A 21,108-nucleotide genomic window follows, 5' to 3' on the forward strand; every position below is an offset into this window, starting at 1 on the left:
CGTCAACTTTCGAAGACTTTCTTCACCACCCACAACCAACGCTCCTGGGAGCACCGGCCGCTTCAAACACCAGAGGTATTCAGCAGCGAAGCCCACGAGTATATGACAGATTTCGGCTCGTGCAAGCCAAGCTGAAAGAAACTTGAAGAAGACCTTTGCCGCCGCGCTCGCCGCCCGCTTCAAGCCTCTTCCCTGGTTGCCGACGTCTCTCCCAGGGGACTCCAGCCCCTTCTATATAGAGCGTCACAAAGAAGCCTTCTTCCCCGGCCGCCAGGCGCCGTCACCCGCCCCTCCGATAATCCGTGCCACATGGCACTCATCACACTCCTCGACGCGCAGCTCGCGTTCGGTCACGTCCCGCTGCTGGATCATGCGGACTTCTCTCTTCTCGAATCGGAACGCATCGGCCTGATCGGCCGCAACGGCGCCGGCAAGTCGTCGATGCTCAAGATACTGGGCGGGCTGGAAAAGCCCGACGACGGCACGCTGCAGCTGCAGCAGAACCTGCGCGTGGCCTACGTGGCGCAGGAACCCGCGCTGGACATGGATGCGGACGTCTTCACCGCCGCCAGCCAGGGCCTGGGCGAAGTCATCGCCATCCGTGACCTGTATCTCTCCGGCGCGGACGGGCTCGACCTGGACGCCCTGCAGTCCAAGATCGAAGCCTACGACGCCTGGAACTGGGAGCAGCGTGTCGAAGAGACGCTGCACCGCCTCCACCTCGACCGCAACGCGCGCGTCGGCTCGCTCTCGGGCGGCACGCGCAAGCGGGTCGCGCTGGCCCAGGCCCTGGTGGCCGCGCCGGACGTCCTTCTACTAGATGAACCCACCAACCACCTGGACCTCGACTCCATCGAGTGGCTGGAACAGCTGCTGATCGACTTCAAGGGCAGCGTCGTCACCATCACCCACGACCGCAGCTTCCTGAACCGCGTCGCCACCCGCATCGTGGAGCTCGACCGGGGCAAGCTGGGTTCCTACCCGGGCAACTTCGAGCAGTACCTCGTTCAGAAGGAAGAGCAGCTCGCCCAGGAAGCGATCATCAGCGCCAAGGCCGACAAGCTGCTGGCGCAGGAAGAGATCTGGATCCGCAAGGGCGTCGAAGCGCGCCGCACGCGCAGCCAGAGCCGCATCACGCGGCTGCAGGAACTGCGCGCCAGCCGCGCCGCGCGCCGCGAGGTGCAGGGCAGCGTCAACATGGACGTGGCCTCGGGCCAGTCCAGCGGCAAGATCGTGGCCGAACTCACCGACGCCACCAAGTCCTTCGGCGAGAAGACCGTGATCCGCGGTTTCAGCGGCACCATCCTGCGCGGCGACAAGATCGGCCTGCTGGGCCCGAACGGCGCCGGCAAGACGACGCTGCTCAAGCTGATCCTGGGCGAGCTCGAGCCCGACAGCGGCAAGATCCGTCGCGGCACCAACCAGCAGGTGGCGTACTTCGACCAGATGCGCGACAAGCTCGACCTCGACGCCACGCTGGAAGACTTCATCAGCCCCGGCAGCGAGTGGATCGAAATCGGCAGCCAGAAGAAGCACGTCAAGAGCTACCTGTCGGACTTCCTGTTCTCGCCCGCGCGCGCCAACTCCCCCGTGCGCTCGCTCAGCGGCGGCGAACGCAACCGCCTGCTGCTGGCGCGCCTGTTCGCGCGCCCGGCCAACGTGCTGGTGCTCGACGAGCCGACCAACGACCTGGACATCGACACGCTCGAGCTGCTCGAAGGCCTGCTGCAGGACTACGACGGCACCGTGTTCCTCGTGAGCCACGACCGCACCTTCCTCGACAACGTGGTGACCAGCACGATCGCCTTCGAGGGCGATGGCCGCTGGCGCGAGTACGAGGGCAGCGTGGAAGACTGGCTCATCCAGTCCAAGCGCGCGCGCGAAATCGCCGAGCAGCGCCTCGCGTCGGCACCACCGCCGCCTCCAGCCGCCGCACCAGCCCCGGCGCCCGCGGCTACAACCGCCGCAGCCCCCACCGGTGGTCCCCGCAAGAAGCTCTCTTACAAGGAGCAGCGCGAACTCGAAGCCCTGCCCGCGCAGATCGAAGCCCTCGAAGCCGAGCAGAAGCGCATCAGCGAAATGCTCGAACTCGACGGCGGCGCCATCTATGCAAGCGACGCCTCGCGCGCGGTCGAGCTGAGCGAGCGCCACGCCAAGATCGACGACGAACTGCTCGCCGCGCTGGAGCGCCAGGAAGAACTCGGCGCCGGGCGCTGAGCGACGTCTTCCTTCACCGGTTTTGGCCGCCCGTCCCACCCACGACGGACGCCAACTCGGCTATACATGCGGCACCGCCTTCCCCGGCCCCCGGAAAGATCCCGCCGCATGCCTTCTTCTTCCTTCCACGCGTTGGTCCGCCGCAGCGTCACGCTGCTGGCCCTCCTGGTGCTCGGCGCCTGCGCGCAGCTGCCGAAGGAGGTGGACCGCCCCGTCTCGACCGCGCTCGCCTCGCCCGACGGCACGGCGCTGGCCACGCTGCTGCGGGAGCGCCGCAACGCCGACAAGGCGCGCTTCGACTCCGGTTTCCTGCTGTTGGGCGGCCCCCAGGCCGCCTACGGCAGCCGGCTGGCGCTGATCGAGAACGCACAGAAGACGCTGGACCTGCAGTACTACGCCATCCACGCCGACGCCAGCACCGGCCGGCTGGTGCGCGGGCTGCAGGCGGCGGCCGAGCGCGGCGTGCGGGTGCGCATCCTGCTGGACGACTTCCACACCATCGGCCGCGACGCGCTGGTGCTCGGCCTGGCCTTCATCCCGAACATCGAGATGCGGCTGTTCAACCCGCTGGCGGGTTCGCGCGGCACCGGCTTCAACCGCATGCTCAACGCCATCGGTGACGTCTCGCGCATCCAGCAGCGCATGCACAACAAGCTGTTCCTGGCCGACAACGTGATGGGCGTGACGGGCGGGCGCAACCTGGGCGACGCCTACTTCGGCAATGCCATCACCGGCAACTTCGTCGACGTCGACGTGCTGGCGGCCGGCCCGATCGTGCAGGACCTCTCGCGCAGCTTCGACAGCTACTGGAACAACGAACGCGCCTACCCCGTGCAGTCGCTGGTCTCGCGCGAGGAATTCCAGCGCATCCGCGACCGCGCGCGCCGCATCGACCAGGAACTCAGCGACGAAGCGGCCGAAGCGCGCAACCAGCCCAAGCCCCCGGACGGCGAGCCGCGCCCCGGCGCCGGTCCCACGCCCGAGCAACGGGCCCGTGCCTGGGACGAGAAGCCGCTGGACCTGCGCAGCGCCGCCTTCGTCTGGGCCCCGGCGCTGATGCTGGCCGACGCGCCCGGCAAGATCCCGGCCGACAGCGGCCCCGGCGCGGTGCGCAACCCCGACCTCGTGGTGAGCCGGCCCGAGCTGCCCTCGCGCAGCGCCACCGCGCTGGCCGACCTGGCCTCCAGCGGCGACACCGTGGTCGAGGGCCTGCTGCACCTGATCGGCCAGGCGCGCACCGACCTGCTGATCATCTCGCCCTACTTCGTGCCCGGCCCCGACATGCAGCAGGCCTTTGCTGCGGCACGCGCGCGGGGCGTGCGCATCCGGGTGCTGACGAATTCACTGGCCTCGAACGACGCGCCCATCGCCCACGTCGGCTATGCGCGCCACCGCAAGGCGCTGCTCGCCGCCGGCGTGGAGCTCTACGAGCTGCGCAGCGAGCAGGCCGACTTCGGCAACGTGTTCGGCTCCTCGGGCGGCAGCGGCGTGAGTGGTGAATCGCGCGCGATGCTGCACTCCAAGGTGCTGGTGATGGACGGCCGGCTGCTGGTGGTCGGTTCGATGAACCTCGACCTGCGCTCGCAGCTGCAGAACACCGAGATCGCGCTGCTGATCCGCAGCGGCGAACTCTCGCGCATGGCGGCCGAGCAGATCGAGCGCGGCATGCGCGAGCGCGCCTGGCATGTCGAACTCGCGCAGGGCACGCTGGTGTGGCACGCGCCCGAGGGCAGCGGCCTGCAGGACACGGACACCGAGCCCGACGCGAGCGCCACGCTGCGCTTCCTGCTGCGGCTGTTCGGGCCGCTGGCGCCGGACCAGTTGCTCTGACGGTCCGGCCAGACCCCGCCGGGGTCAGTGCTTGTGCTGGTGCGCACCGCCTGCCGCGGGCGCAGCAGCAGCGGCGCCTTCGGGCGCACCGACCGGCAGCTTCAGCTCCAGCGTCGTCTTCGCGCCCTTGGCGTCCTCGAACTTCAGGGTCATGGGCACGGTCGCGCCCTTGGTCATGGCGCCCTTCAGGTCCATCAGCATCACGTGGTAGCCGCCGGGCTTGAGCTCGACGGTCTTGCCGGCCGGCAGCTCGAGGCCGCCCGCGAGTTCGCGCATGCGCATGGTGTCGCCTTCCATCTTCATCTCGTGCACCTCGGCCACGCCGGCGGCGGGCGTCGAGATGCCGACCAGCTTCGTGCCCGTGGGCGCGGTGAGCTTCATGAAGGCGCCGGTGCCGCTCTGGCCCGGCACCGACTGGCGCACCCAGGCGTCACGCACGTCGACCGTGGCCACGCCCTGCGCCACCACGTCGAGCTTGGCCGCGGGCTTCTTCAGGCCGGCCGTGGTGCTGCCCGCGGCGGGCACTTCGGCCCAGTCGACGCTGCCGACGTCGCAGTCCTGGCGCACCTTGAACCACAGCGGGCCCGGCGTGGCGGGCACCTTGCCGCGCAGCACGAACTCGCCGCGCTCACTGCCGGGCAGCGCGTTCTGCGGCGTCTCTGCCGTCCAGCGCACTTCGCCTTCGGCGCTGCCGGCCTTGGGCGCGTCGAGCTTCCAGCCCTTGCGCGCCTGCGCGTCGGTGAGCACGAAGCCCTTGGGCAGGCGCACCGCGAGGCCGGTGGTGGCCTTGGCGCCTTCGCAGGCGTGGCCGACGCGGAAGGCGGCGTTGTACTCGCTGCCGACGGTCGCGCCGCCCGGGGGCAGGCTCACGTGGGCACCGGCGGCGCCGGCACCGGCCAGCAGGGCGCAGGCGGCGAGGATGTGGAACGTAGGGGTCGAAAGCTTCGTCATGGCGGGTGTCCTTGGAGAGGAAAAAGTGAGGGTCAGAGGTCGAACTTGAGTTCGGCCACGAAGGTGCGTTGCGGGTACGGGTGGAAGGCCCAGTAGGTGCGGTTGTTCAGGTTGTCGATGCCGACGGCGGCGCTCCACTGGCGGTCGATCCGGTAGCGGATGCGCGCATCGACCACGAAGAACTTCGAGAAGCCCATGAAGGCCATGCCGTTCGGGTCGCTGTTGTCGAGGGTGCCGTACTGCCGCCCGCTGTAGCGCGCGCCGACGGTGTAGCTCCACTTGGCATCGGGCCGGTAGGTGGCGAGCAGCGAGGCGCGCACCTTGGGCACGCGCGGTTGGTCGCGCCCCACGCTGGCCGGGAAGCCGCGGTTGGCGGTGATCTTCGAATCGGTCAGCGTGAGGCTGCCGCCCAGGTCCAGTCCCTGGATGCCCGCGTCGACCGTGTTGATGGCCACCTCCAGCCCGCGCGTGCGGATGGCGTCGACGTTCTGCACGGTGCTCACGAGGTTGGTGAGTGCCTGGGTGTACAGCGCGTCCTTCGTGTGCTCGAAGAACAGAGTCGTGCGCAGCACGCCGTCGACGCCCCAGCGCTTGAGGTCGCGCTCGGCGCTCAGCTCGGCGGTCCACGAACGCTCGGGGCGCAGCTCGGGGTTGGTGTTGACGATGCGGTTGCCCTCGATCGAGCCCTGGTAGAGCTCGCTCACGGTGGGCATGCGCACGGCGCGGCCGACCGAGGCCTTGAAGTGCCAGTCGGGCGTGGCCTGCCAGGCGAGCGCGGCCTTGGGCGAGACGAAGCTGTTCTTGCGCGGCGCGAAGTCGAGCAGCCGCGCCGCGTTGCCGAGCTGGCCGCCGTAGGCCTCCCAGCGCTCGTGGCGCAGGCCCAGCGTGGTCTTCCAATCTTTCGCGAAGCGCCAGGTGTCCTGCACGTAGAGCGAGCGCAGTCGCGTGTTGCCGTTGAAGGCGGAGAACGGCGACACGGCCGGCCCGCTGATCCAGTCGCGCGTGTTGCCGATGGCGCTGCGCAGCCGTGCAGTGTCCTGCTGGACGCCGAAGTCGACCACGTGCGCGCCCACGCCTTCGGCCGAGCCGGTAGGCCGCCAGGTGCCCGCGGCCTTGAAGGTGTGCCAGCCGGTGCCGCCCATGTCGGTGGTGCGGCCCGGGCCGCCGTAGAAGGCGCCAGGCAGCGCCGTGGTCGGCGTGCGCGAGGTGTCCTTCGCGTAGTCGAACAGGCTCGCCGCCACCTCCCAGTCGAACACGCCGCCGGTGTGGCTCTTCACCGAGAGGCCGTGCATGTAGTGCGTGAGCGCCGTCTCGGTCGGCGCGAAGGCCGCCGCCGGTGCGTCGAGGTTGTAGGTGCGTCCGCCGAGGTTCACGCGCCCGCCGTACACCGGCTGGCCGAGCGCATCGCGCAGGTAGGTGTCGGTGCTGCCGTGCGTGGTGTTGTGCCAGGCGCCCAGCGTGTAGGTGGCGCGCACCGTGGGCGAGAAGTCGTAGGCCAGCTTGAGCTTGGCCTGCTCCTGGGTCGTGTCGTAGGCGGTGATGCCGCCCAGCAGCCACCACGGCTGGTTCGACGGGTTCAGCCCGAGCACCGCGCCGGTGACGGGCGTGCCCGCGCTGCCCACCGTGCCGGCGCTCACGAGCCGGTTGGCGAACGACAGCGACTGCCCCTTGCTGTGGGTGCGCGAGGCGCCGAGCCACCACGACCAGTCGCCGCTGCGGCTGCCCAGCGACAGGTCGAGCTGCTGGCCGCCCGGCGACGAATGGCTGTTGTACAGGTCGAAGTTCGAAGTGAAGCCGCTGAGCTTGACGTGCGCCTCGAGCTGCGTGGGCATGCGCGTCACGTAGTCGACCACGGCGCCCACCGAGTTGCCCGGGTAGGCGGCCGAGAACGGCCCGTAGAGCACGTCGACACGCTCGATCTCGTCGGGCGACACCATGCCCCAGCGCGGCGCGAAGGTGGCGCCGTTGCCCAGCGGGTTCGACAGCATGATGCCGTCGGCGTAGACCATCGCACGCGCGCTGTTGCCCGTGCCCGAGGCGCGCGTGGCCAGCACCGCGTGGTTGAAGTCGCCGATGTAGCGCTTGCGCACCAGCAGGCTCGGCAGGTACTTGAGCGCGTCTTCGGCGTCGGTCGCGTTGACCGTCTCGGCGATCTGCTCGGCGGTCACGCCTTCGATGGTGGTGGGGATCTGCGTCGGCAGCGAGGTCGGCCGGCCGCCGCTGATGGTGACGGTGCCGAGCGTGCGGCCCGGGGCAGCGGCAGCGCCGGCCTCCGGCGGATCAACGTCCGGCGGCGTTTGCTGCTGCGCCCACACCGGCGCGCTGAAGGGAAATGCCATGGCGATCGCCAGGGCGCGGGAGTGCTGCTTCATGGGGAACCGGCTCCACGAACTTCAAGCCAAAGGGACCGCCTGCGCGCACCCGGGGTACACCGACAGACAGCGCTGTTGCTGATCGCTCAGGCGGAACGCGGAGGCCCACGGGCCGGAAGCGGCGCGGCCGTGGCCGCGGCATGGCGCGCGGCGGGAATGGGTTGAAGCACGCGCCCCAGCGGCAGGGGCGCATCGAACGCGGCCGCCAGCGACGGCGGGGGCGGCGCGCCGGTCAGCACGCACAGCGGGCAGTCCATGTGCGTGGTGCCCATGTCCTGCACGCCGTCTTCGGTGTGCACCACCACCTTGATGGTGCCGGCGCCGGAACACACCAGTTCCATCGCCTGTGGATGCACCACCGGCGACGCCACCGCCACGCCCATCGACAGCACGAACCACAGCAGCACCCACCGGCCGAGGCGGCCGATCAGGCGGGGGTGGGGGCGCAACGTGTGCATGGCGGTCGCGATTATCGGCGCACTTTGCTGTTGGTGGCCTTGGGGGCGGCACGGGGTGCGGCCTTGCCTTTGGGCGCGGCAGCGGCCTTGGACGCCGGCTTGGCCCCGCCCTTCGCGGCGGCCTTCTGGCCCGTGCCCTTGGCCACCTTCTGTCCCTTGACGTTCTTGCCACCGCGCACCGTCCTGCGGGCCGGCGGCTCGGGCGCGGCGAGCGCCGGCATCGGCAGCGCCTGCTGCGCCTGCGCCTCGGTGAGCACCGGCGTCACGCGAAAGCCGCGCGCCGCCATCAGCGTGGGCAGGCCCTGCGCGCCGACCATGTGCAGCGCGCCGACCGCGGCGAACGCGCTGCGCCCGCCCGCGTGCAGGCGCTCGATGCCGTCGGCCAGCCCGGGGTTGCGGTCATCGAGCAGGCGCTTCATGAGGCGCTGCTCGGCCGGCGTGTTCAGGCACTCGCACCACTCGGCGTAGCGTGCCAGCCGGACCGCGTCGCTGCGCGCCCAGACATCGGCCAGCGTCTTGAGCTGGCCGCGCAGCCGGCCCGATTCGAGTTCGTCGAGCATGGCGTCGATCTGCTCGGCCTCTTCGGCTTCGGAACCGCCGGTGAGCCAGCGCAGCTGGTCGGCCGCGTTCTCGAGCGCGACGATCGGCTTGTTGCTGTTGCGGGCCGAGACGGCCAGCGTCTCGTCGACGCCGAACTCCGCATACAGCCCGTCGGCGCGCGCCGCCAGCGCGGTCAGCGCCGTCACCTGCAGGATGGGCGGCAGCCGGGCGGTCGACCCCGGCGACACGCAGGCCTCGGCGTTCTGGCGCTCGAGCCGGCGGGCGCGTTCGCCGCTGAGCACGCGCGCCACCGCGGCCGGGTCGGCCGGCTGGCTCAGGGCGCGCACCGTGGCGTCGTCGCGCGAGTCGAGCTCCAGCGCGAGCGTGTCGCTCTGCGCCAGCGCCTTCTGCACGGTCGGGCCGGGACGCACCCATTCGCCGCGCCCCAGGTGCAGGGTGCCGTAGAGCCACGAGGTGCGGCCGTCGCGCTCGATGCGCCACAGCAGGCCGCGGTCGATGCCGTTGCGCAGGCCGATGCCGGGCTTCTCCAGGCTGGCGATGGCCGAGGGCGGGCAGGCAGCGGCATGTGCGGCCACCGCGATGAAACAACCACCGACAGCCGCGAAGGCCTGGCGGGTCAGACGTGCAAGAAGGCGCTGGGGCGCCGGCCGGTCGGTGCCGCGCGACAGCAGGCGCAGCGGTGCGACGAGGGCTCGGAGTATCCGCAAGGCGAGCTCCATGATTGAAAGAAAGTCCGGCATTCTCACAGCACCGCTGCCCATAATCCAAAACCATGCAAAGCATCTTTCACCTTGCCTTCCACGTGCGCGACCTGGACGGCGCCCGCCGCTTCTACGGCGACGTGCTGGGCTGCGCCGAAGGCCGCAGCACCGACACCTGGGTCGACTTCGACTTCTTCGGCCACCAGATCTCGCTGCATCGGGGCGAACCCTTCGCCACCACCCGCACCGGCCGCGTCGGCGATGCGATGGTGCCCATGCCGCACTTCGGCATCGTGCTCGCGCTGCCTGACTGGCAGGCACTGGCCGGGCGCCTCGAAGCCGCCGGCACCGAGTTCGTGCTGAAGCCGCAGGTGCGCTTCGAAGGCCAGCCGGGCGAGCAGTGGACGATGTTCTTCTGCGATCCCTTCGGCAACCCGATCGAGGTCAAGGGTTTCCGTTCGCTCGACACGCTCTACGACAAGTGACCCTGCGCCCGCCCGTTCCCGCTCTTCGGGCGCCTCGGGCGGCCGCGTCCCTCCTCGGCCCGGCCGCGATCGCATTGGCCGCGCTGCTGGGTACCCCGACGGTCCATGCGCAGCAGGAGTGCGAGCTCAACGGCCAGCGCGTGAGCCCCGCCGACGGCAACAGCACCGCCGGCAAGACCGGCCTGATGCGCTGCAAGGACCGCGGCACCGGCGAGCTGCAGCGCGAGCAGCAGGTGCAGAACGGCGTCTTCATGGGCCTGGTGCGCTTCTATGAAAAGGGCAAGCTCGCGCGCGAGCACACCATCAACGCCAAGGGCAACATGCACGGCCGCGCGCGCGAGTTCGCGCCCGGCGGCCAGGTGCTGCGCGACGCCACGTACGACGACGGCCAGGAGCGCGGCCTGGTGCGCAGCTTCTACCCGGGCGGCCAGCTGCGGCGCGCCACCTTCTACCCCGACCGCGGCACCGAGCGCGCCATGGTCGAGTTCACCGAGCGCGGCCAGATGTCGATGCTGCGCTGCGCCGAGGCGCCGGTGCTGGCGCCGGTGGCCGACGATGCCAAGCTGTGCGGCTTCACGGGCGGGCCGTCGAACGTCGACCTGTTCGACGCGCGCGGCACCCTGCGCTCGCGGCTGTCGTACCAGGCGGGCAAGCGCGTGCGCACGCAGGAGTTCTACGACAACGGCAAGCCGTCGGTGGTCGACGAGACCACCGGCAACCGGCGCGTGGAGCGCAGTTTTTCGTCCGAGGGCGTGAAGCGGCGCGAAACCGTGTGGCTGCTGGTCGGGCGCTCGTCGATCCGCCAGCGCGAGCAGGAGTTTTCCGACCGCGGCTCGCTGGTGCGCGACCAGCGCTGGAACGCCGCGGGCGAGCCCCTGAGCGACGACAGCTACCACCTCAACGGCCAGCCGCGCAGCAAGGCCGTCTACAGCGGCGCCGGCAGCGAGCGCACGGTCGACGTGACCGAGTTCTACGACAGCGGCCAGCGCGCCGCGCAGGGCCGCTACCTCGCGCCGGGGCGCGGCCGGCAGGTGCCCGTGGGCACGCACCAGCGCTTCAATGAAAAGGGTGAGCTGCTGGCCGAGTCGAGCTTCGACGACAAGGGCCGCGTGACGCGCGAACGCAGCTGGGACGAGAACGGCGAGCTGCAGCGCGACGACGAAGTCTTCGAAGACGGCTCGCGAAAAGCGTTCGCCCGCTAGGACGAACGCCCCTGGGCGGCATCAGTCCAGCTTGATGCCGGCCTGCTTGATGATCGGGCCCCAGCGCTTCGACTCGGCGCGCGACAACGCCGCGAACTGCGCCGGCGTGCCGGGCATCGCTTCCATGCCGAAGTCGTCGAAGCGCTTTTGCACGGCCGGCGTGCTGAAGGCCTTGTTCAGGTCGCTGTTGAGCTTGTTCACCACGGCAGCCGGCAGGCCGGCCGGGCCCAGGATGCCCTGGAACGCGAACACCTCGGTGTTGGGCACGCCCACTTCGGCCAGCGTCGGCACGTCGGGCAGGCGCTTGCTGCGCGCGCCCGAGCCGATGGCCAGCACGCGCACCTTGTTGCCCTGCATGATCGGCAGGCCCGAGGCCAGGTCCAGGAACATGCACGGCACCTGGCCGCCCATCACGTCGGCCATGGCCGGCGCCGCGCCGCGGTACGGGATGTGGGTGATGAAGGTGCCGGTGCGCGCCTTGAACATTTCCATCGCCAGGTGGTGCGGCGAGCCGTTGCCGGGCGAGGCGTAGTTGACCTTGCCGGGGTTGGCCTTCACGTAGGCCAGGAACTCCTTGAAGGTCTTGGCCGGGAAGTCCGGGTGCACGACCAGCGCGAGCGGGAACTTGCCGATGGCGCCGATGTAGGTGAAGTCTTTCTCGGGGTTGAACGGCAGCTTGCTGAACAGGTGCTCGTTGAAGGCCAGCACGGCGTTGTCGGCCGACAGCACCGTGTAGCCGTCGGGCTTGCTCTTGGCGACCAGGTCGGCGCCGATGTTGGTCGACGCGCCGGGGCGGTTGTCGACCACGATCTGCTGGCCCAGCGTCTGGCGCATGGCCTCGGCCAGCACGCGCGCGATCACGTCGGTGCCGCCGCCCGCGGGGTACGGCACGACCCACTTGATGAGCTGCGCGGGGTAGTCCTGTGCGTGGGCGAAGGGGGCTGCGGCCACGGCGGCGCCGGAGGCGAGCGTGGCGAGAAGGGTGCGGCGATCCATGAGATCAATCTCCTGTTTTTTGTTCGGAAGCGGACAGCGATGGTACGGGCAGCGCGCGCAACGCGTCGGCCAGCGCGGCGCGGCAGCGCGCCTCGTCGCCGACCTGCTCGAACAGCAGCAGCGCGAGCCGCGCGAGGAACAGCGATTCGCGCTCGGCGCCGGCCTCGGTGATGGCGCGCGCGCACTCGGCGTACAGGCGGTCGCGGGCGTCGGGGTGGAGCGAGGGGGCGGTGGTCGTCATGCGGGAATGTCCAGTGAAGTGGCGACGGCCGCGCGCGCCAGCGCGGCGGGCAGCGCACCGGCCGGCAGGCGATGCCAGCGCGCGGCCACGTGGCCGTCGGGGCGCAGCAGGTAGACGGCGCCATCGCCGGCGCCGAGCGCGGCGAAGACGGCGGGGGACGCCTGCGCATCGGCGCCTTCGGTGCCCAGGCTGGTGATGGTGCGCACCGCGAAAGGCAAGGCGCCTTGCTGCGCCAGCGCGATATCTGCAGCGGGCAACAGCACCACGTCCGGCCGCAGCACCAGCAGCGTGAACACGGGTCCGATCCAGTCGGTGAGGTGGCCAGACGCGAGCGGCTGCTCGGGCATCGCCTCACCTGGCAGCGGGCCGGCGGGCAGCGCATCGCCCGTGCTCGACAGCGCCGAACCGTCGTAGCGCACGGCCTGCGTCTGGCGCGGGTTGATGAGCTGCGCGATGCCACGGTGCGCCTCGGACAGCGACAGCGCCGCCTCGCGCAGCAGGTCGAAACCGCGCGAGGGCGGCGACATGAACTCGGTGCTGCGCATCGCGCTCTCGGCGTTGATGTGGAAGGCCGCGATGCGCTCCTGCGAGTACGAATCCAGCAGCGCCGGGTCCGACAGGCCCTGGGCCACGAAGGCCAGCTTCCAGGCCAGGTTGTCGGCGTCGTCGAAACCCGAGTTGAGCCCGCGCACGCCGAAGATCGGCATCGCATGCGCAGCGTTGCCCGCAAACACGACGCGGCCGTGGCGGTAGCTGTCCAGCGTCATCGCGCCGGCGCGGTACACCGAGGTCCACACCGTCTTCCACGGCAGGTGGCCTTCGCCGATGGCATCGAGGTGGCGCTGCACGAACTCGGCCACGGCCGCGGGCTGCAGCGCGTCTTCGGTGCTCTGGCCGGCGCGCAGCTGGTAGTCGATGCGCCAGATGTCGTCGGGCTGGCGGTGCATCAGCACGGTCGAGCCGGGGTTCCACGGCGGGTCGAACCAGGCGCGGCGCTCGGTCGGGTGGCCGCTGTGCAGCTCGATGTCGATGATCACGTAGCGGCCTTCGTAGCCCGTGCCTTCCAGCGCCAGCCCGAGCGACTTGCGCACGAAGCTCTGGCCGCCGTCGCAGGCCGCGAGCCACTGGCCGCGCAGGCGGTAGGCGCCCTCGGCGTTGCGCACGTCGAGCGTCACGCCGCCGCCGTCCTCGTCCTGCGCGAGCGCGGTGAGCTCGGTGCCCCAGCGGATGTCGACGAGCCCCGGCGTCGCCGCGTTGCGGCGCTCGATTTCGTCCAGCAGGTACTGCTCGATGTAGTACTGCTCCAGGTTGATCATCGGTGGCAGCTTCTGCTGCACGGCCTGCGGCATCTCGAAGCGGAACACCTCGGCCGTCTTGTAGAAGCTGCGCCCCACGCTCCACGGCAGCCCCTTGCCCATGAACGCTGGCAGCGCACCCAGGCGCTCGACGATCTCCAGGCTGCGGCGCGAGATGCAGGCCGCCCGGCTGCCCACGCAGACCGTGTCGTCGGCTTCGAGCACCACGCAGCGCACGCCGTGGTTGGCGAGCCCCAGCGCCAGCGCCATGCCCACCGGGCCGCCGCCCGCGATCACGACGGGGTGGCGGCCGGGCTCCATGCCGTCGGCGCCGAGCGTCGGCAGGCGGGGCGCGAAGCGCGTGTAGTGGAAGGCGCCGACCGAGGGCGGCAGCGCGGTCGCGCAGGCTGGCGGCGGCACGGGGCCGGTGGCGGCGTCGGCGGTACGGGTGGTGGTCATGGAACGGGATTGTCCCGATGCACCGCCCGCGCCAATGTCATAACTTCGTAGGAGGTATTTACCCTAGTCCTCCTTCGAAACCCCATGAAACGCTGGCGCCTCCACCCTGCCGCCGACGCCCAGCTGTCAGCCGCCGTCGTCGGCGACGTGCTGGCGGGCATCGGTACGCCGCACCTGGCGGCCAGCTGCCTGGCGGCGATGCACCGCGTGATGCCCGTCACTTTCTGCACCGTGTTCGGCGTCGACGCCACCGGCCGCATCGAGACCGTCTCGGCCGCCAGCAGCTACGGCCATACGGCCGAGCGCACCGCCGAGCGCTACGTGGCGCAGCGCTTCGACCGGCTCGACCCCCACATGGCCTGGCTGGCCGCGCGCAAGCTGCCGAAGCGCGCCCAGCTGTGGATGGGCCACCAGCACGGCGACGAGGTGGCCGACCCCGCCTACCGCGCCGCCTGCTACGGCGACGTGGGCATCCGCGAGCGCAGCTCGGTGCTGTTGCTGCGCCCGAGCGGCCAGCGCGTGGCCGTGAGCTTCTACCGCAGCCTGGCGCAGCCCGAGTTCGGCGAGACCGACTTCGGCGTCATCGCCGCCCACGCCACGCTGCTGGCCGACGCCGCCAGCGCCCACAGCCGCAGCGCGGCGGCCGTGCACGAGGCGGCCGCGCCCACCCTCGCCTCGCGGCTGTTGACGCTGAGCCTGCGAGAGCGCGAGGTGATCGGCCACCTGATGGCGGGCCGCACGGCGAAGGAAACGGCGCGCGTGCTGGGCGTGGAGCTCAGCACGGTGCGCACGCATCAGTACCGGGCGTTCCGGCGGTTGGGGATTCGGACGCAGAAGGAGCTGCTGCGGGGCGCGATGCCCGCGGCCGTCACGGCATCGTGACGATCTGCCGGATGGCCTCGCCGCGCTGCAGGCGGTCGAAGCCCTCGTTGATCTCCTCGAGCTTCAGGCGCCCGGTGAGCAGCCGGTCCACGGGCAGCTTGCCCTGGCGGTACAGCGCGATGAAGCGCCCCAGGTCGCGCCGCGGCACGCAGCTGCCGAGGTAGCTGCCCTTGAGCGTGCGCTCCTCGGCCACGAGGTGCCAGACCGGCGTGTTCAGCGTCTGGATGGCGGCGGGCAGGCCCACGGTCACGGTGGTGCCGCCGCGGCGCGTGACCTTGTAGGCGAACTCCAGCGCCTTGGCCGAACCCACCATCTCGAGCGCATGGTCGACGCCGCCCTCGGTCATGTCGCGCAGCCGCTTGGCCGCGTCGGGGTCGCTGGCGTTCACGCTGTCGGTGGCGCCCAGCGCCAGGGCGAAATCGAGCTTGTCCTGCGCCAGGTCGACCGCGATCACGCGCGCGGCGCCCGCCGCCAGCGCGCCCATGAGCGCGGCCAGCCCCACGCCGCCGAGCCCCACCACGGCCACGGTCTGGCCCGGCCGCACCTGCGAGGTGTTGACCACGGCGCCGACGCCGGTCACCACCGCGCAGCCGAACATGGCGGCGATCTCCAGCGGCAGCTCGCGGTCGATCTTGTGCAGCGAGCGGCGCGACACCGTCGCGTACTCGGCAAAGGCCGACACGCCCACGAAGTGGTCCATCGGCTCGCCGCGATACGACAACCGCCGCGCGCCGCCCAGCAGCGTGCCCGCCACGTTGGCCGCGCCGCCCGGCTCGCACAGCGCGGGCCGGCCCTCGGCGCAGGGCGCGCAATGGCCGCAGCTCGGCACGAACACCAGGATCACGTGGTCGCCCGGCGCCAGGTCGGTCACGCCCTCGCCCAGCGCCTCGACCACGCCGGCCGCTTCGTGACCCAGCACGATCGGCGTGCGGCGCGGCCGGTCGCCGTTGAGGATCGACAGGTCCGAGTGGCACAGCCCCGCGGCCGCGATGCGCACCAGCACCTCGCCGGGGCCCGGCGGCGCCAGCTCGACCTCCTCGATCTCGAGCGGTCGGCTCTGGGCATAGGGCGCGGGGGCGCCGAGGCGCTGCAGGACGGCGGCACGGACTTTCATGAGGACTCCTTCGGTTCGTTCGTCAGGCAATCAGGCGATCAGGACTTCGCTGCGGCAACCAGCGGGCACTTGCTCTTCGACAAGGGCTGGAAGGCCTTGTCGCCGGGGATCGTGGACAGCACCGTGTAGTAGTCCCACGGGTACTTCGACTCGGCGGGCTTCTTCACGCTCACCAGGTACATGTCGTGCACCATGCGGCCGTCGGCGCGGATCGTGCCGCCCTGCGCGAAGAAGTCGTTCACCGGCATCGCCTTCATCTTCGCGGCCACGGTGGCGCCGTCGTCGGTGCCCGCGGCCTGCACCGCCTTCAGGTAGTGCGTGACCGCCGAGTAGGCGCCGGCCTGGATCATCGAGGGCATCTTCTTCATGCGCTCGAAATAGCGCCGCGCCCAGGCCCGCGACTCGGGCGTACGGTCCCAGTAGAAGCCGGTGGCGAAGGTCATGCCCTGCGCCTGCGCCAGGCCCAGCGCATGCACGTCGTTGATGAACATCAGCATCGGCACCACGCGCTGCTTCGGCGACACGCCGAACTGCCGCGCCGCCTTGACGGCATTGACCGTGTCGCTGGTGGCGTTGGCCAGCGCGATGGTGTCGGCCCCCGAGGCCTGCGCCTGCAGCACGTACGACGAGAAGTCGCTGGCGTTGAGCGGGTGGAACACGCTGCCGATCACCTTGCCCTGCAGCTCGCCGACGAACTCGGTCATGTTGGCGGCCATGGCCTTGCCGAAGGCGTAGTCCACGCCGATCAGGTACCAGGTCTTGCCGCCCTGGCGGCTCACGCCCTGCGCGGCGCCGTTGGCCAGCGCATAGGTGTCGTAGGTGTAGTGGACCGAGGTCGGCGCGCAGGCTTCGTTGGTGAGCGCCACCGAGGCACCGCCGGTGTTGATCGACAGCTTCTGCCGCTCGCGCGCCAGGTTGACCACCGACAGCGCGACGGCCGAGTTGTTCATGTCGAAGATGGCGTCGACGCCGTCGCGGTCGTACCAGGTGCGTGCCAGCGAGGCGCCGATGTCGGCCTTGTTCTGGTGGTCGCCCGAGACCAGTTCGATGGGCCGCCCGAGCACCTTGCCGCCAAAGTCCTCGATGGCCATGCGCGCGGCCTCGACCGAGCCGCGCCCCGCGGTGTCGGCGTACAGGCCCGACATGTCCGACAGCACGCCCACGCGCACCTTGTCGTCGCTGAGCTTCTGGGCGGCGGCCTGCCCGGCCAGCGCCATGCCCATCCCCACCCATGCGCACAACGCGCGCCCCGCCAGCTTCGGCATGCCCATGGACCTGTCTCCTTGCAGTGAACGGATCGCTGCATCCTAGGCAGCGCCCGCCGCGCAGGGTTGGGCTTTGCGGAACGGGGGCTTCCGGCCAGCCGAACGGGGAGAAACCCCGACAGGGCCTGCGTCAGCCTTCGGCGGGTTCCGGCGCGGTGCCGGCGTCGGTCCCGGCCTGCGGCTTGGTGAGCGACACCGGCGCCTCCACCGGCCGCCCCGCCGTCGACACGATCTCCTGGTCGATCGCGCCGAACAGGGAGCGCCCGTCCAGTCCCTTCATCTCGATGCGGATCGTGTCGCCGAACTTCATGAAGTCGGTGGCGGGCGCGCCGTCCTGGATGGTCTCGATGCAGCGCTTCTCGGCGATGCACGAGTAGCCCTTGGGCCATTCCATGCGGCCGTTCTTCTCGACGCCCTTGTTGCTCACGGTGCCGCTGCCCACGATGCTGCCGGCGCGCACGTTGCGGGTCTTGGCGATGTGGGCGATGAGCTGGCCGAAGTGGAAGGTCATCTCGGGGCCTGCGTCGCACAGGCCGACCTTGCGGCCGTTCCAGCTGCTTTGCAGCGCCAGGTGCACGCGCCCGTCCTGCCAGGCCTCGCCGAGCTCGTCCAGCGTGACGGCCACGGGGCTGAAGGCGGTGGCGGGCTTGCTCTGAAAGAAGCCGAAGCCCTTGGCCAGCTCGGCCGGGATGAGGTTGCGCAGACTCACGTCGTTGGCCAGCATCACGAGGCGGATGCCGTCCAGCGCCTGCTCGGGCGTGGAGCCCATCTTCACGTCGCCGGTGACGACGGCGATCTCGGCCTCGAAGTCGATGCCCATGGCCTCGCTGGGCACGATCACGTCGTCGACCGGGCCCAGGAAGTCGTCGCTGCCGCCCTGGTACATGAGGGGGTCGGTGTAGAAGCTCTCGGGCACCTCGGCGTTGCGCGCCTGGCGCACCAGCTCGACGTGGTTCAGGTAGGCCGAGCCGTCGGCCCACTGGTAGGCGCGCGGCAGCGGCGCCATGCACTGGGCGGGGTCGAAGGGAAAGGCGTGGCGCGCGCGGCCGTGGTTGAGGGCGTCGTACAGGTCCTGCAACTGCGGGCTCATGAAGCCCCAGTCGTCCAGCACCTGCTGCAGCCGGCTCGCAATGCCGGTGGCGTAGTGGGCGAGCGTGAGGTCGCGCGAGACGACGACCAACTGGCCGTCGCGCGAGCCGTCCTTCAGGGTGGCGAGTTTCATGGTGCGGGCGTGAGCAAGAAAAAGGGCGCGGCGCCGCGCCCACTAAACTGGTTGAACGGGCGGCAGTGTACCGAGTGGACTTCGTGAACCTCGGCACCGCAGCCCACTCCACACACCCATGTCGACGCACGTCGCGCCCCCACCGCTGTCCCTGGGCCTGCCCGGGCGCCCGTCCTGGCGCGCGCTCGCGGGGCTGACGCTGGCGGTGGCGCTGGCGCACCTGCTGCTGCTCGGGCTGGCGCCGATGGCCATCGGGCCGGAACCCTCGCCGCTGGCCAGCAAGTTCATCACGCGCACGATCGTGATCGCGCCGCCTGCGGCGCAAGCGCCCGCGGCACCGGCCGCCGCGCCGGTCGCGGCCAAGCCACCGCCACCGGCCAAGCCCCGGCGTCCGCGCGAGGCGTCGGTGCCCCGCCCCAAGCCGGCCCCGGCGCCCGTGCCGAACGCGCCGGCACAGACGCCTCCCCCCGAAACGCCCGACCAGACCGCGCAGGCCGCTACAGATTCAGGAGCAACCGCCCCCGAGACGCCAGCCAGCGCCCCGGCCGCCGCCACCGGCACCACGGCCGGTGGCACGCAGGGCGGCACGACCACGGCCGGCAGCGGCGCCTCGGGCACCATCGCTGGCACCCAGGCACTGCGGATTCCGGGCTCGGTCACGCTCGATTTCGAGGCCACGGGCCAGAAAGGCGCCTCGCCGCAGCGCGGCGTGTTCGGCGAGCTGGTCTGGCTGCAGGACGGCAGCCGCTACGACGGGCGCCTCACGCTCAAGGCGGTGTTCTTCACCCTGCTGAACTGGCACAGCACCGGCAAGATCGGCCCCTCGGGCCTGGCACCCGAGCGCTATTCGGAAAGCCGCAAGGCCGAGGTGGCCTCGCATTTCGCGCGCGACCAGGGGCAGATCATCTTCAGCAACAACGCCCCCTCCGTGCCCCTGCAGCCCGGCGCGCAGGACCGCATGAGCGTGATGATGCAGCTGGGCGGCCTGCTGGCGGCCAGCCCGGGGCGCTACCCGGCCGGCACCCGGATTTCGGTGCAGACGGTGGGCGTGCGCGACGGCGATGTCTGGGTCTTCGAGGTCGGCGACGAGGAGCAGCTGAGCCTGCCGGCCGGCGAATTCACCACGCGCAAGCTCACCCGCACGCCGCGCAAGGATTTCGACCGGAAACTGGAGCTCTGGCTGGCGCCGCGCTACGGCTACCTGCCCGTGCGCATCCGCCAGACCGAGGCAAACGGCGACTTTGCTGACGCCCAATTGCGCAAACCCCTACCCGAAGCGCCCGCCAATTGAGGCAAAAAGACTCACATATCAACGGCGCGACGACAACTGTTCTTGAAACTGGCGCGTTGATTGCTATCTAACCCCCATGAACGCCATCGACATCCTCACAGGGCCCGCCATGAACATGCTTTACGACTCCGAGTCCTTCGTCGTCGTGCACGTGCAGCCGAACGACGGCGACGAGCCCAGCACGACGCCCAACGGCCCCGTGCTGGAACGCCACGGCTTCGAGATCGTGGACAAGCGATCGGGCAAAGAGGTCTACCTCGACGGCTCCTGGGCCGAACTGTTCCAGCAGCAGATCGCCGCCTGGCAGCTCAACACGCCCACGCAGGAAGAGGTCGAGGACACGCTCGAGGGCTACGCCGAGCTGGCGCATACGCCGGTGCTGGTGCACTGAGCGGCCTGCCTCGCCCGAACGAAAAAAAGCGCCCCGCGGGGCGCTTTTTCTTTGCCTAGGCGCCCCGGCGCTCGGTCCAGCGGTACATCGGCCCCACGATCAGTAGCACCGCCACCAGCCGGCACACCTGGAAGGCCGTGACCACCGGCACGCCCAGCTGCAGCACCTTGGCCGTGATCGACATCTCGGCGATGCCGCCGGGCGAGGTGCCCAGGATCATCGTGGCCGGATGCAGCCCCGTCGCCCCCGCCAGCAGCCAGGCCGCGCCGGCGCACAGCACCAGCATGCCGACCGTGCCCAGCGCCACCGAGCCGAGCCAGCGCGGCGCCGTGTGCAGGAACTCGCGGCTGAAGCGCACGCCCAGGCTCACGGCAATCACGAGTTGCGCGGTGTTCGACAGCCAGGTCGGCACCGCCGACAGCGACTGCCCCGCGACCGTGAAGCCCATCGCCACCAGCAGCGGCCCCATGAACCACGGGTTGGTGCGGCCCAGCGCCCGCATCGCGAGCCCGCCCGCGCCGGTGGCCAGCGCCAGCAGGGCCAGCCCGGCCGGGCTCACCTCGCGCACGCCCGGCGGGTTGATCTCCAGGCCGTGCAGCCCGCTCCACTGCATCGCGAACGGGATCGTCATCGTGACCACCATCAGCCGCAGGCTGTGCGCGGCGGCCACCAGGTCGGTGCGCGCGCCGGCCGATTCGGCCAGCAGCGTCATCTCCGAAGCGCCGCCGATGGCGCCTGCGAAGTAAGTCGTGGCTCTCATGGATTTCGCCGGCACATGCGGCATGCGCGCCGCATGCACGCGGTGCAGCCAGCGCCCGAACCCCCAGCCCAGCAGCAGCGCCCAGCCGATGGCCAGCAGAATCGCCCACCACACGCCGGCCACCAGCGTCACCACCTGCGGCGTGAAATACAGGCCCAGCGCGGTGCCGATGACCCACTGTCCCAGGTTGCGCAGCGGCGTGTGGCTCGCGGTCGGCTGGCCCGCGATCGAGGCCAGCGACACCGCGAACAGCGGGCCGATCATCCAGGGCAGCGGGGTGTGCAGGGCGACACAGGCGAGTGCGGCGGCCAGCGCCAGCAGCAGCGTGGCCAGCACGCGAAGGGGAAAACGAAAGGACACGGGCAGAGAAAGCAGCGGAAAAGGACGACAGCCCGGTGCGGGGCGCCGGGCATAG

18 protein-coding genes are annotated in these 21,108 nt (G+C 70.7%); 7 read left to right on the forward strand and 11 right to left on the reverse strand.

Features of this window, described 5'->3' with window-relative positions; all coding sequences use genetic code 11:
- Positions 1-309: 309 nt before the first annotated feature.
- Together AC1RAD_RS20930 and AC1RAD_RS20935 are read left to right on the forward strand one after the other, a co-directional pair.
- Positions 310-2,217, forward strand: coding sequence for an ATP-binding cassette domain-containing protein (locus AC1RAD_RS20930; protein ID WP_492736980.1), 1,908 nt, complete (start codon positions 310-312; stop codon positions 2,215-2,217).
- Between the two features lie 108 nt (positions 2,218-2,325).
- Positions 2,326-4,047 (forward strand): phospholipase D family protein, encoded by a 1,722-nt coding sequence (locus tag AC1RAD_RS20935; RefSeq protein ID WP_492736982.1) that lies wholly within the window; start codon positions 2,326-2,328, stop codon positions 4,045-4,047.
- Positions 4,048-4,071: 24 nt separating this feature from the next.
- Here the strand turns inward: AC1RAD_RS20935 and AC1RAD_RS20940 are convergent, their stop codons facing one another.
- The 4 genes from AC1RAD_RS20940 to AC1RAD_RS20955 form a co-directional block, all read right to left on the reverse strand.
- Positions 4,072-4,998, reverse strand: coding sequence for a copper chaperone PCu(A)C domain-containing protein (locus AC1RAD_RS20940; protein WP_070063854.1), 927 nt, complete (start codon positions 4,996-4,998; stop codon positions 4,072-4,074).
- 32 nt (positions 4,999-5,030) lie between these two features.
- On the reverse strand, positions 5,031-7,370 hold the full coding sequence (locus AC1RAD_RS20945) for a TonB-dependent receptor (protein ID WP_492736984.1): 2,340 nt from the start codon (positions 7,368-7,370) through the stop codon (positions 5,031-5,033).
- Between the two features lie 86 nt (positions 7,371-7,456).
- Complete coding sequence (locus AC1RAD_RS20950) at positions 7,457-7,828, reverse strand: DUF2946 family protein (RefSeq protein ID WP_492736986.1); 372 nt, start codon at positions 7,826-7,828, stop codon at positions 7,457-7,459.
- 11 nt (positions 7,829-7,839) lie between these two features.
- Positions 7,840-9,096: a TraB/GumN family protein gene (locus tag AC1RAD_RS20955; protein WP_492736988.1), complete on the reverse strand. Its 1,257-nt coding sequence runs from the start codon at positions 9,094-9,096 to the stop codon at positions 7,840-7,842.
- A gap of 65 nt (positions 9,097-9,161) precedes the next feature.
- Here AC1RAD_RS20955 and AC1RAD_RS20960 point away from each other — a divergent pair, with 65 nt between their 5' ends.
- Both AC1RAD_RS20960 and AC1RAD_RS20965 read left to right on the forward strand, forming a co-directional pair.
- Complete coding sequence (locus AC1RAD_RS20960; protein ID WP_159274653.1) at positions 9,162-9,575, forward strand: VOC family protein; 414 nt, start codon at positions 9,162-9,164, stop codon at positions 9,573-9,575.
- Between the two features lie 2 nt (positions 9,576-9,577).
- Positions 9,578-10,777 (forward strand): toxin-antitoxin system YwqK family antitoxin, encoded by a 1,200-nt coding sequence (locus AC1RAD_RS20965; RefSeq protein WP_095950145.1) that lies wholly within the window; start codon positions 9,578-9,580, stop codon positions 10,775-10,777.
- A 21-nt stretch (positions 10,778-10,798) separates the two neighbouring features.
- Here the strand turns inward: AC1RAD_RS20965 and AC1RAD_RS20970 are convergent, their stop codons facing one another.
- Genes AC1RAD_RS20970 through AC1RAD_RS20980 form a run of 3 tightly spaced genes read right to left on the reverse strand, consistent with a single transcriptional unit; the run spans position 10,799 to position 13,768 of the window.
- Entirely contained in the window at positions 10,799-11,773 is a 975-nt protein-coding gene (locus AC1RAD_RS20970; RefSeq protein WP_062482864.1) for a Bug family tripartite tricarboxylate transporter substrate binding protein, read from the reverse strand.
- A 4-nt stretch (positions 11,774-11,777) separates the two neighbouring features.
- Complete coding sequence (locus AC1RAD_RS20975) at positions 11,778-12,014, reverse strand: hypothetical protein (protein ID WP_492736990.1); 237 nt, start codon at positions 12,012-12,014, stop codon at positions 11,778-11,780.
- Positions 12,011-13,768, reverse strand: coding sequence for an FAD-dependent monooxygenase (locus AC1RAD_RS20980; RefSeq protein ID WP_492736992.1), 1,758 nt, complete (start codon positions 13,766-13,768; stop codon positions 12,011-12,013). Before AC1RAD_RS20980 ends, AC1RAD_RS20975 begins: the two co-directional genes overlap by 4 nt.
- 84 nt (positions 13,769-13,852) lie before the next feature.
- Between AC1RAD_RS20980 and AC1RAD_RS20985 the strand changes: the two genes are divergently transcribed.
- On the forward strand, positions 13,853-14,650 hold the full coding sequence (locus tag AC1RAD_RS20985; RefSeq protein WP_159279687.1) for a helix-turn-helix transcriptional regulator: 798 nt from the start codon (positions 13,853-13,855) through the stop codon (positions 14,648-14,650).
- On the opposite strand, the gene AC1RAD_RS20990 is transcribed toward AC1RAD_RS20985, so the two are convergent.
- The 3 genes from AC1RAD_RS20990 to AC1RAD_RS21000 form a co-directional block, all read right to left on the reverse strand.
- Positions 14,637-15,764, reverse strand: coding sequence for a zinc-dependent alcohol dehydrogenase family protein (locus tag AC1RAD_RS20990; RefSeq protein WP_070063846.1), 1,128 nt, complete (start codon positions 15,762-15,764; stop codon positions 14,637-14,639). The genes AC1RAD_RS20985 and AC1RAD_RS20990 overlap by 14 nt on opposite strands.
- 38 nt (positions 15,765-15,802) lie before the next feature.
- A complete protein-coding gene (locus AC1RAD_RS20995; RefSeq protein ID WP_492737567.1) occupies positions 15,803-16,987 on the reverse strand; it encodes an ABC transporter substrate-binding protein in 1,185 nt (394 codons plus the stop codon).
- 172 nt (positions 16,988-17,159) lie between these two features.
- Positions 17,160-18,251: a fumarylacetoacetate hydrolase family protein gene (locus AC1RAD_RS21000; protein WP_492736994.1), complete on the reverse strand. Its 1,092-nt coding sequence runs from the start codon at positions 18,249-18,251 to the stop codon at positions 17,160-17,162.
- Positions 18,252-18,369: 118 nt separating this feature from the next.
- Here AC1RAD_RS21000 and AC1RAD_RS21005 point away from each other — a divergent pair, with 118 nt between their 5' ends.
- Positions 18,370-19,542 carry a DUF3108 domain-containing protein gene (locus AC1RAD_RS21005; RefSeq protein ID WP_492736996.1) on the forward strand — a complete coding sequence of 391 codons (1,173 nt, stop codon included), beginning with the start codon at positions 18,370-18,372 and terminating at the stop codon, positions 19,540-19,542.
- 109 nt (positions 19,543-19,651) lie between these two features.
- Positions 19,652-19,933, forward strand: coding sequence for a BTH_I0359 family protein (locus AC1RAD_RS21010; protein ID WP_062478455.1), 282 nt, complete (start codon positions 19,652-19,654; stop codon positions 19,931-19,933).
- A gap of 55 nt (positions 19,934-19,988) precedes the next feature.
- Here AC1RAD_RS21010 and AC1RAD_RS21015 read toward each other — a convergent pair whose 3' ends face one another.
- Positions 19,989-21,053 carry an AbrB family transcriptional regulator gene (locus AC1RAD_RS21015; RefSeq protein WP_492736998.1) on the reverse strand — a complete coding sequence of 355 codons (1,065 nt, stop codon included), beginning with the start codon at positions 21,051-21,053 and terminating at the stop codon, positions 19,989-19,991.
- Between the last annotated feature and the right edge of the window lie 55 nt (positions 21,054-21,108).

The sequence above is a fragment of the Variovorax sp. GW823-FHT04B03 genome (assembly GCF_058796495.1).

What these genes read in the sequence shown, in the direction of transcription:
- AC1RAD_RS20930 (WP_492736980.1), top strand. Translation starts at nt 310, where the DNA reads ATGGCACTCATCACACTCCTCGACGCGCAGCTCGCGTTCGGTCACGTC.
- AC1RAD_RS20935 (WP_492736982.1), top strand. Translation starts at nt 2,326, where the DNA reads ATGCCTTCTTCTTCCTTCCACGCGTTGGTCCGCCGCAGCGTCACGCTG.
- AC1RAD_RS20940 (WP_070063854.1), bottom strand. Translation starts at nt 4,998, where the DNA reads ATGACGAAGCTTTCGACCCCTACGTTCCACATCCTCGCCGCCTGCGCC.
- AC1RAD_RS20945 (WP_492736984.1), bottom strand. Translation starts at nt 7,370, where the DNA reads ATGAAGCAGCACTCCCGCGCCCTGGCGATCGCCATGGCATTTCCCTTC.
- AC1RAD_RS20950 (WP_492736986.1), bottom strand. Translation starts at nt 7,828, where the DNA reads ATGCACACGTTGCGCCCCCACCCCCGCCTGATCGGCCGCCTCGGCCGG.
- AC1RAD_RS20960 (WP_159274653.1), top strand. Translation starts at nt 9,162, where the DNA reads ATGCAAAGCATCTTTCACCTTGCCTTCCACGTGCGCGACCTGGACGGC.
- AC1RAD_RS20970 (WP_062482864.1), bottom strand. Translation starts at nt 11,773, where the DNA reads ATGGATCGCCGCACCCTTCTCGCCACGCTCGCCTCCGGCGCCGCCGTG.
- AC1RAD_RS20975 (WP_492736990.1), bottom strand. Translation starts at nt 12,014, where the DNA reads ATGACGACCACCGCCCCCTCGCTCCACCCCGACGCCCGCGACCGCCTG.
- AC1RAD_RS20980 (WP_492736992.1), bottom strand. Translation starts at nt 13,768, where the DNA reads ATGACCACCACCCGTACCGCCGACGCCGCCACCGGCCCCGTGCCGCCG.
- AC1RAD_RS20985 (WP_159279687.1), top strand. Translation starts at nt 13,853, where the DNA reads ATGAAACGCTGGCGCCTCCACCCTGCCGCCGACGCCCAGCTGTCAGCC.
- AC1RAD_RS20990 (WP_070063846.1), bottom strand. Translation starts at nt 15,764, where the DNA reads ATGAAAGTCCGTGCCGCCGTCCTGCAGCGCCTCGGCGCCCCCGCGCCC.
- AC1RAD_RS20995 (WP_492737567.1), bottom strand. Translation starts at nt 16,987, where the DNA reads ATGGGCATGGCGCTGGCCGGGCAGGCCGCCGCCCAGAAGCTCAGCGAC.
- AC1RAD_RS21000 (WP_492736994.1), bottom strand. Translation starts at nt 18,251, where the DNA reads ATGAAACTCGCCACCCTGAAGGACGGCTCGCGCGACGGCCAGTTGGTC.
- AC1RAD_RS21005 (WP_492736996.1), top strand. Translation starts at nt 18,370, where the DNA reads ATGTCGACGCACGTCGCGCCCCCACCGCTGTCCCTGGGCCTGCCCGGG.
- AC1RAD_RS21010 (WP_062478455.1), top strand. Translation starts at nt 19,652, where the DNA reads ATGAACATGCTTTACGACTCCGAGTCCTTCGTCGTCGTGCACGTGCAG.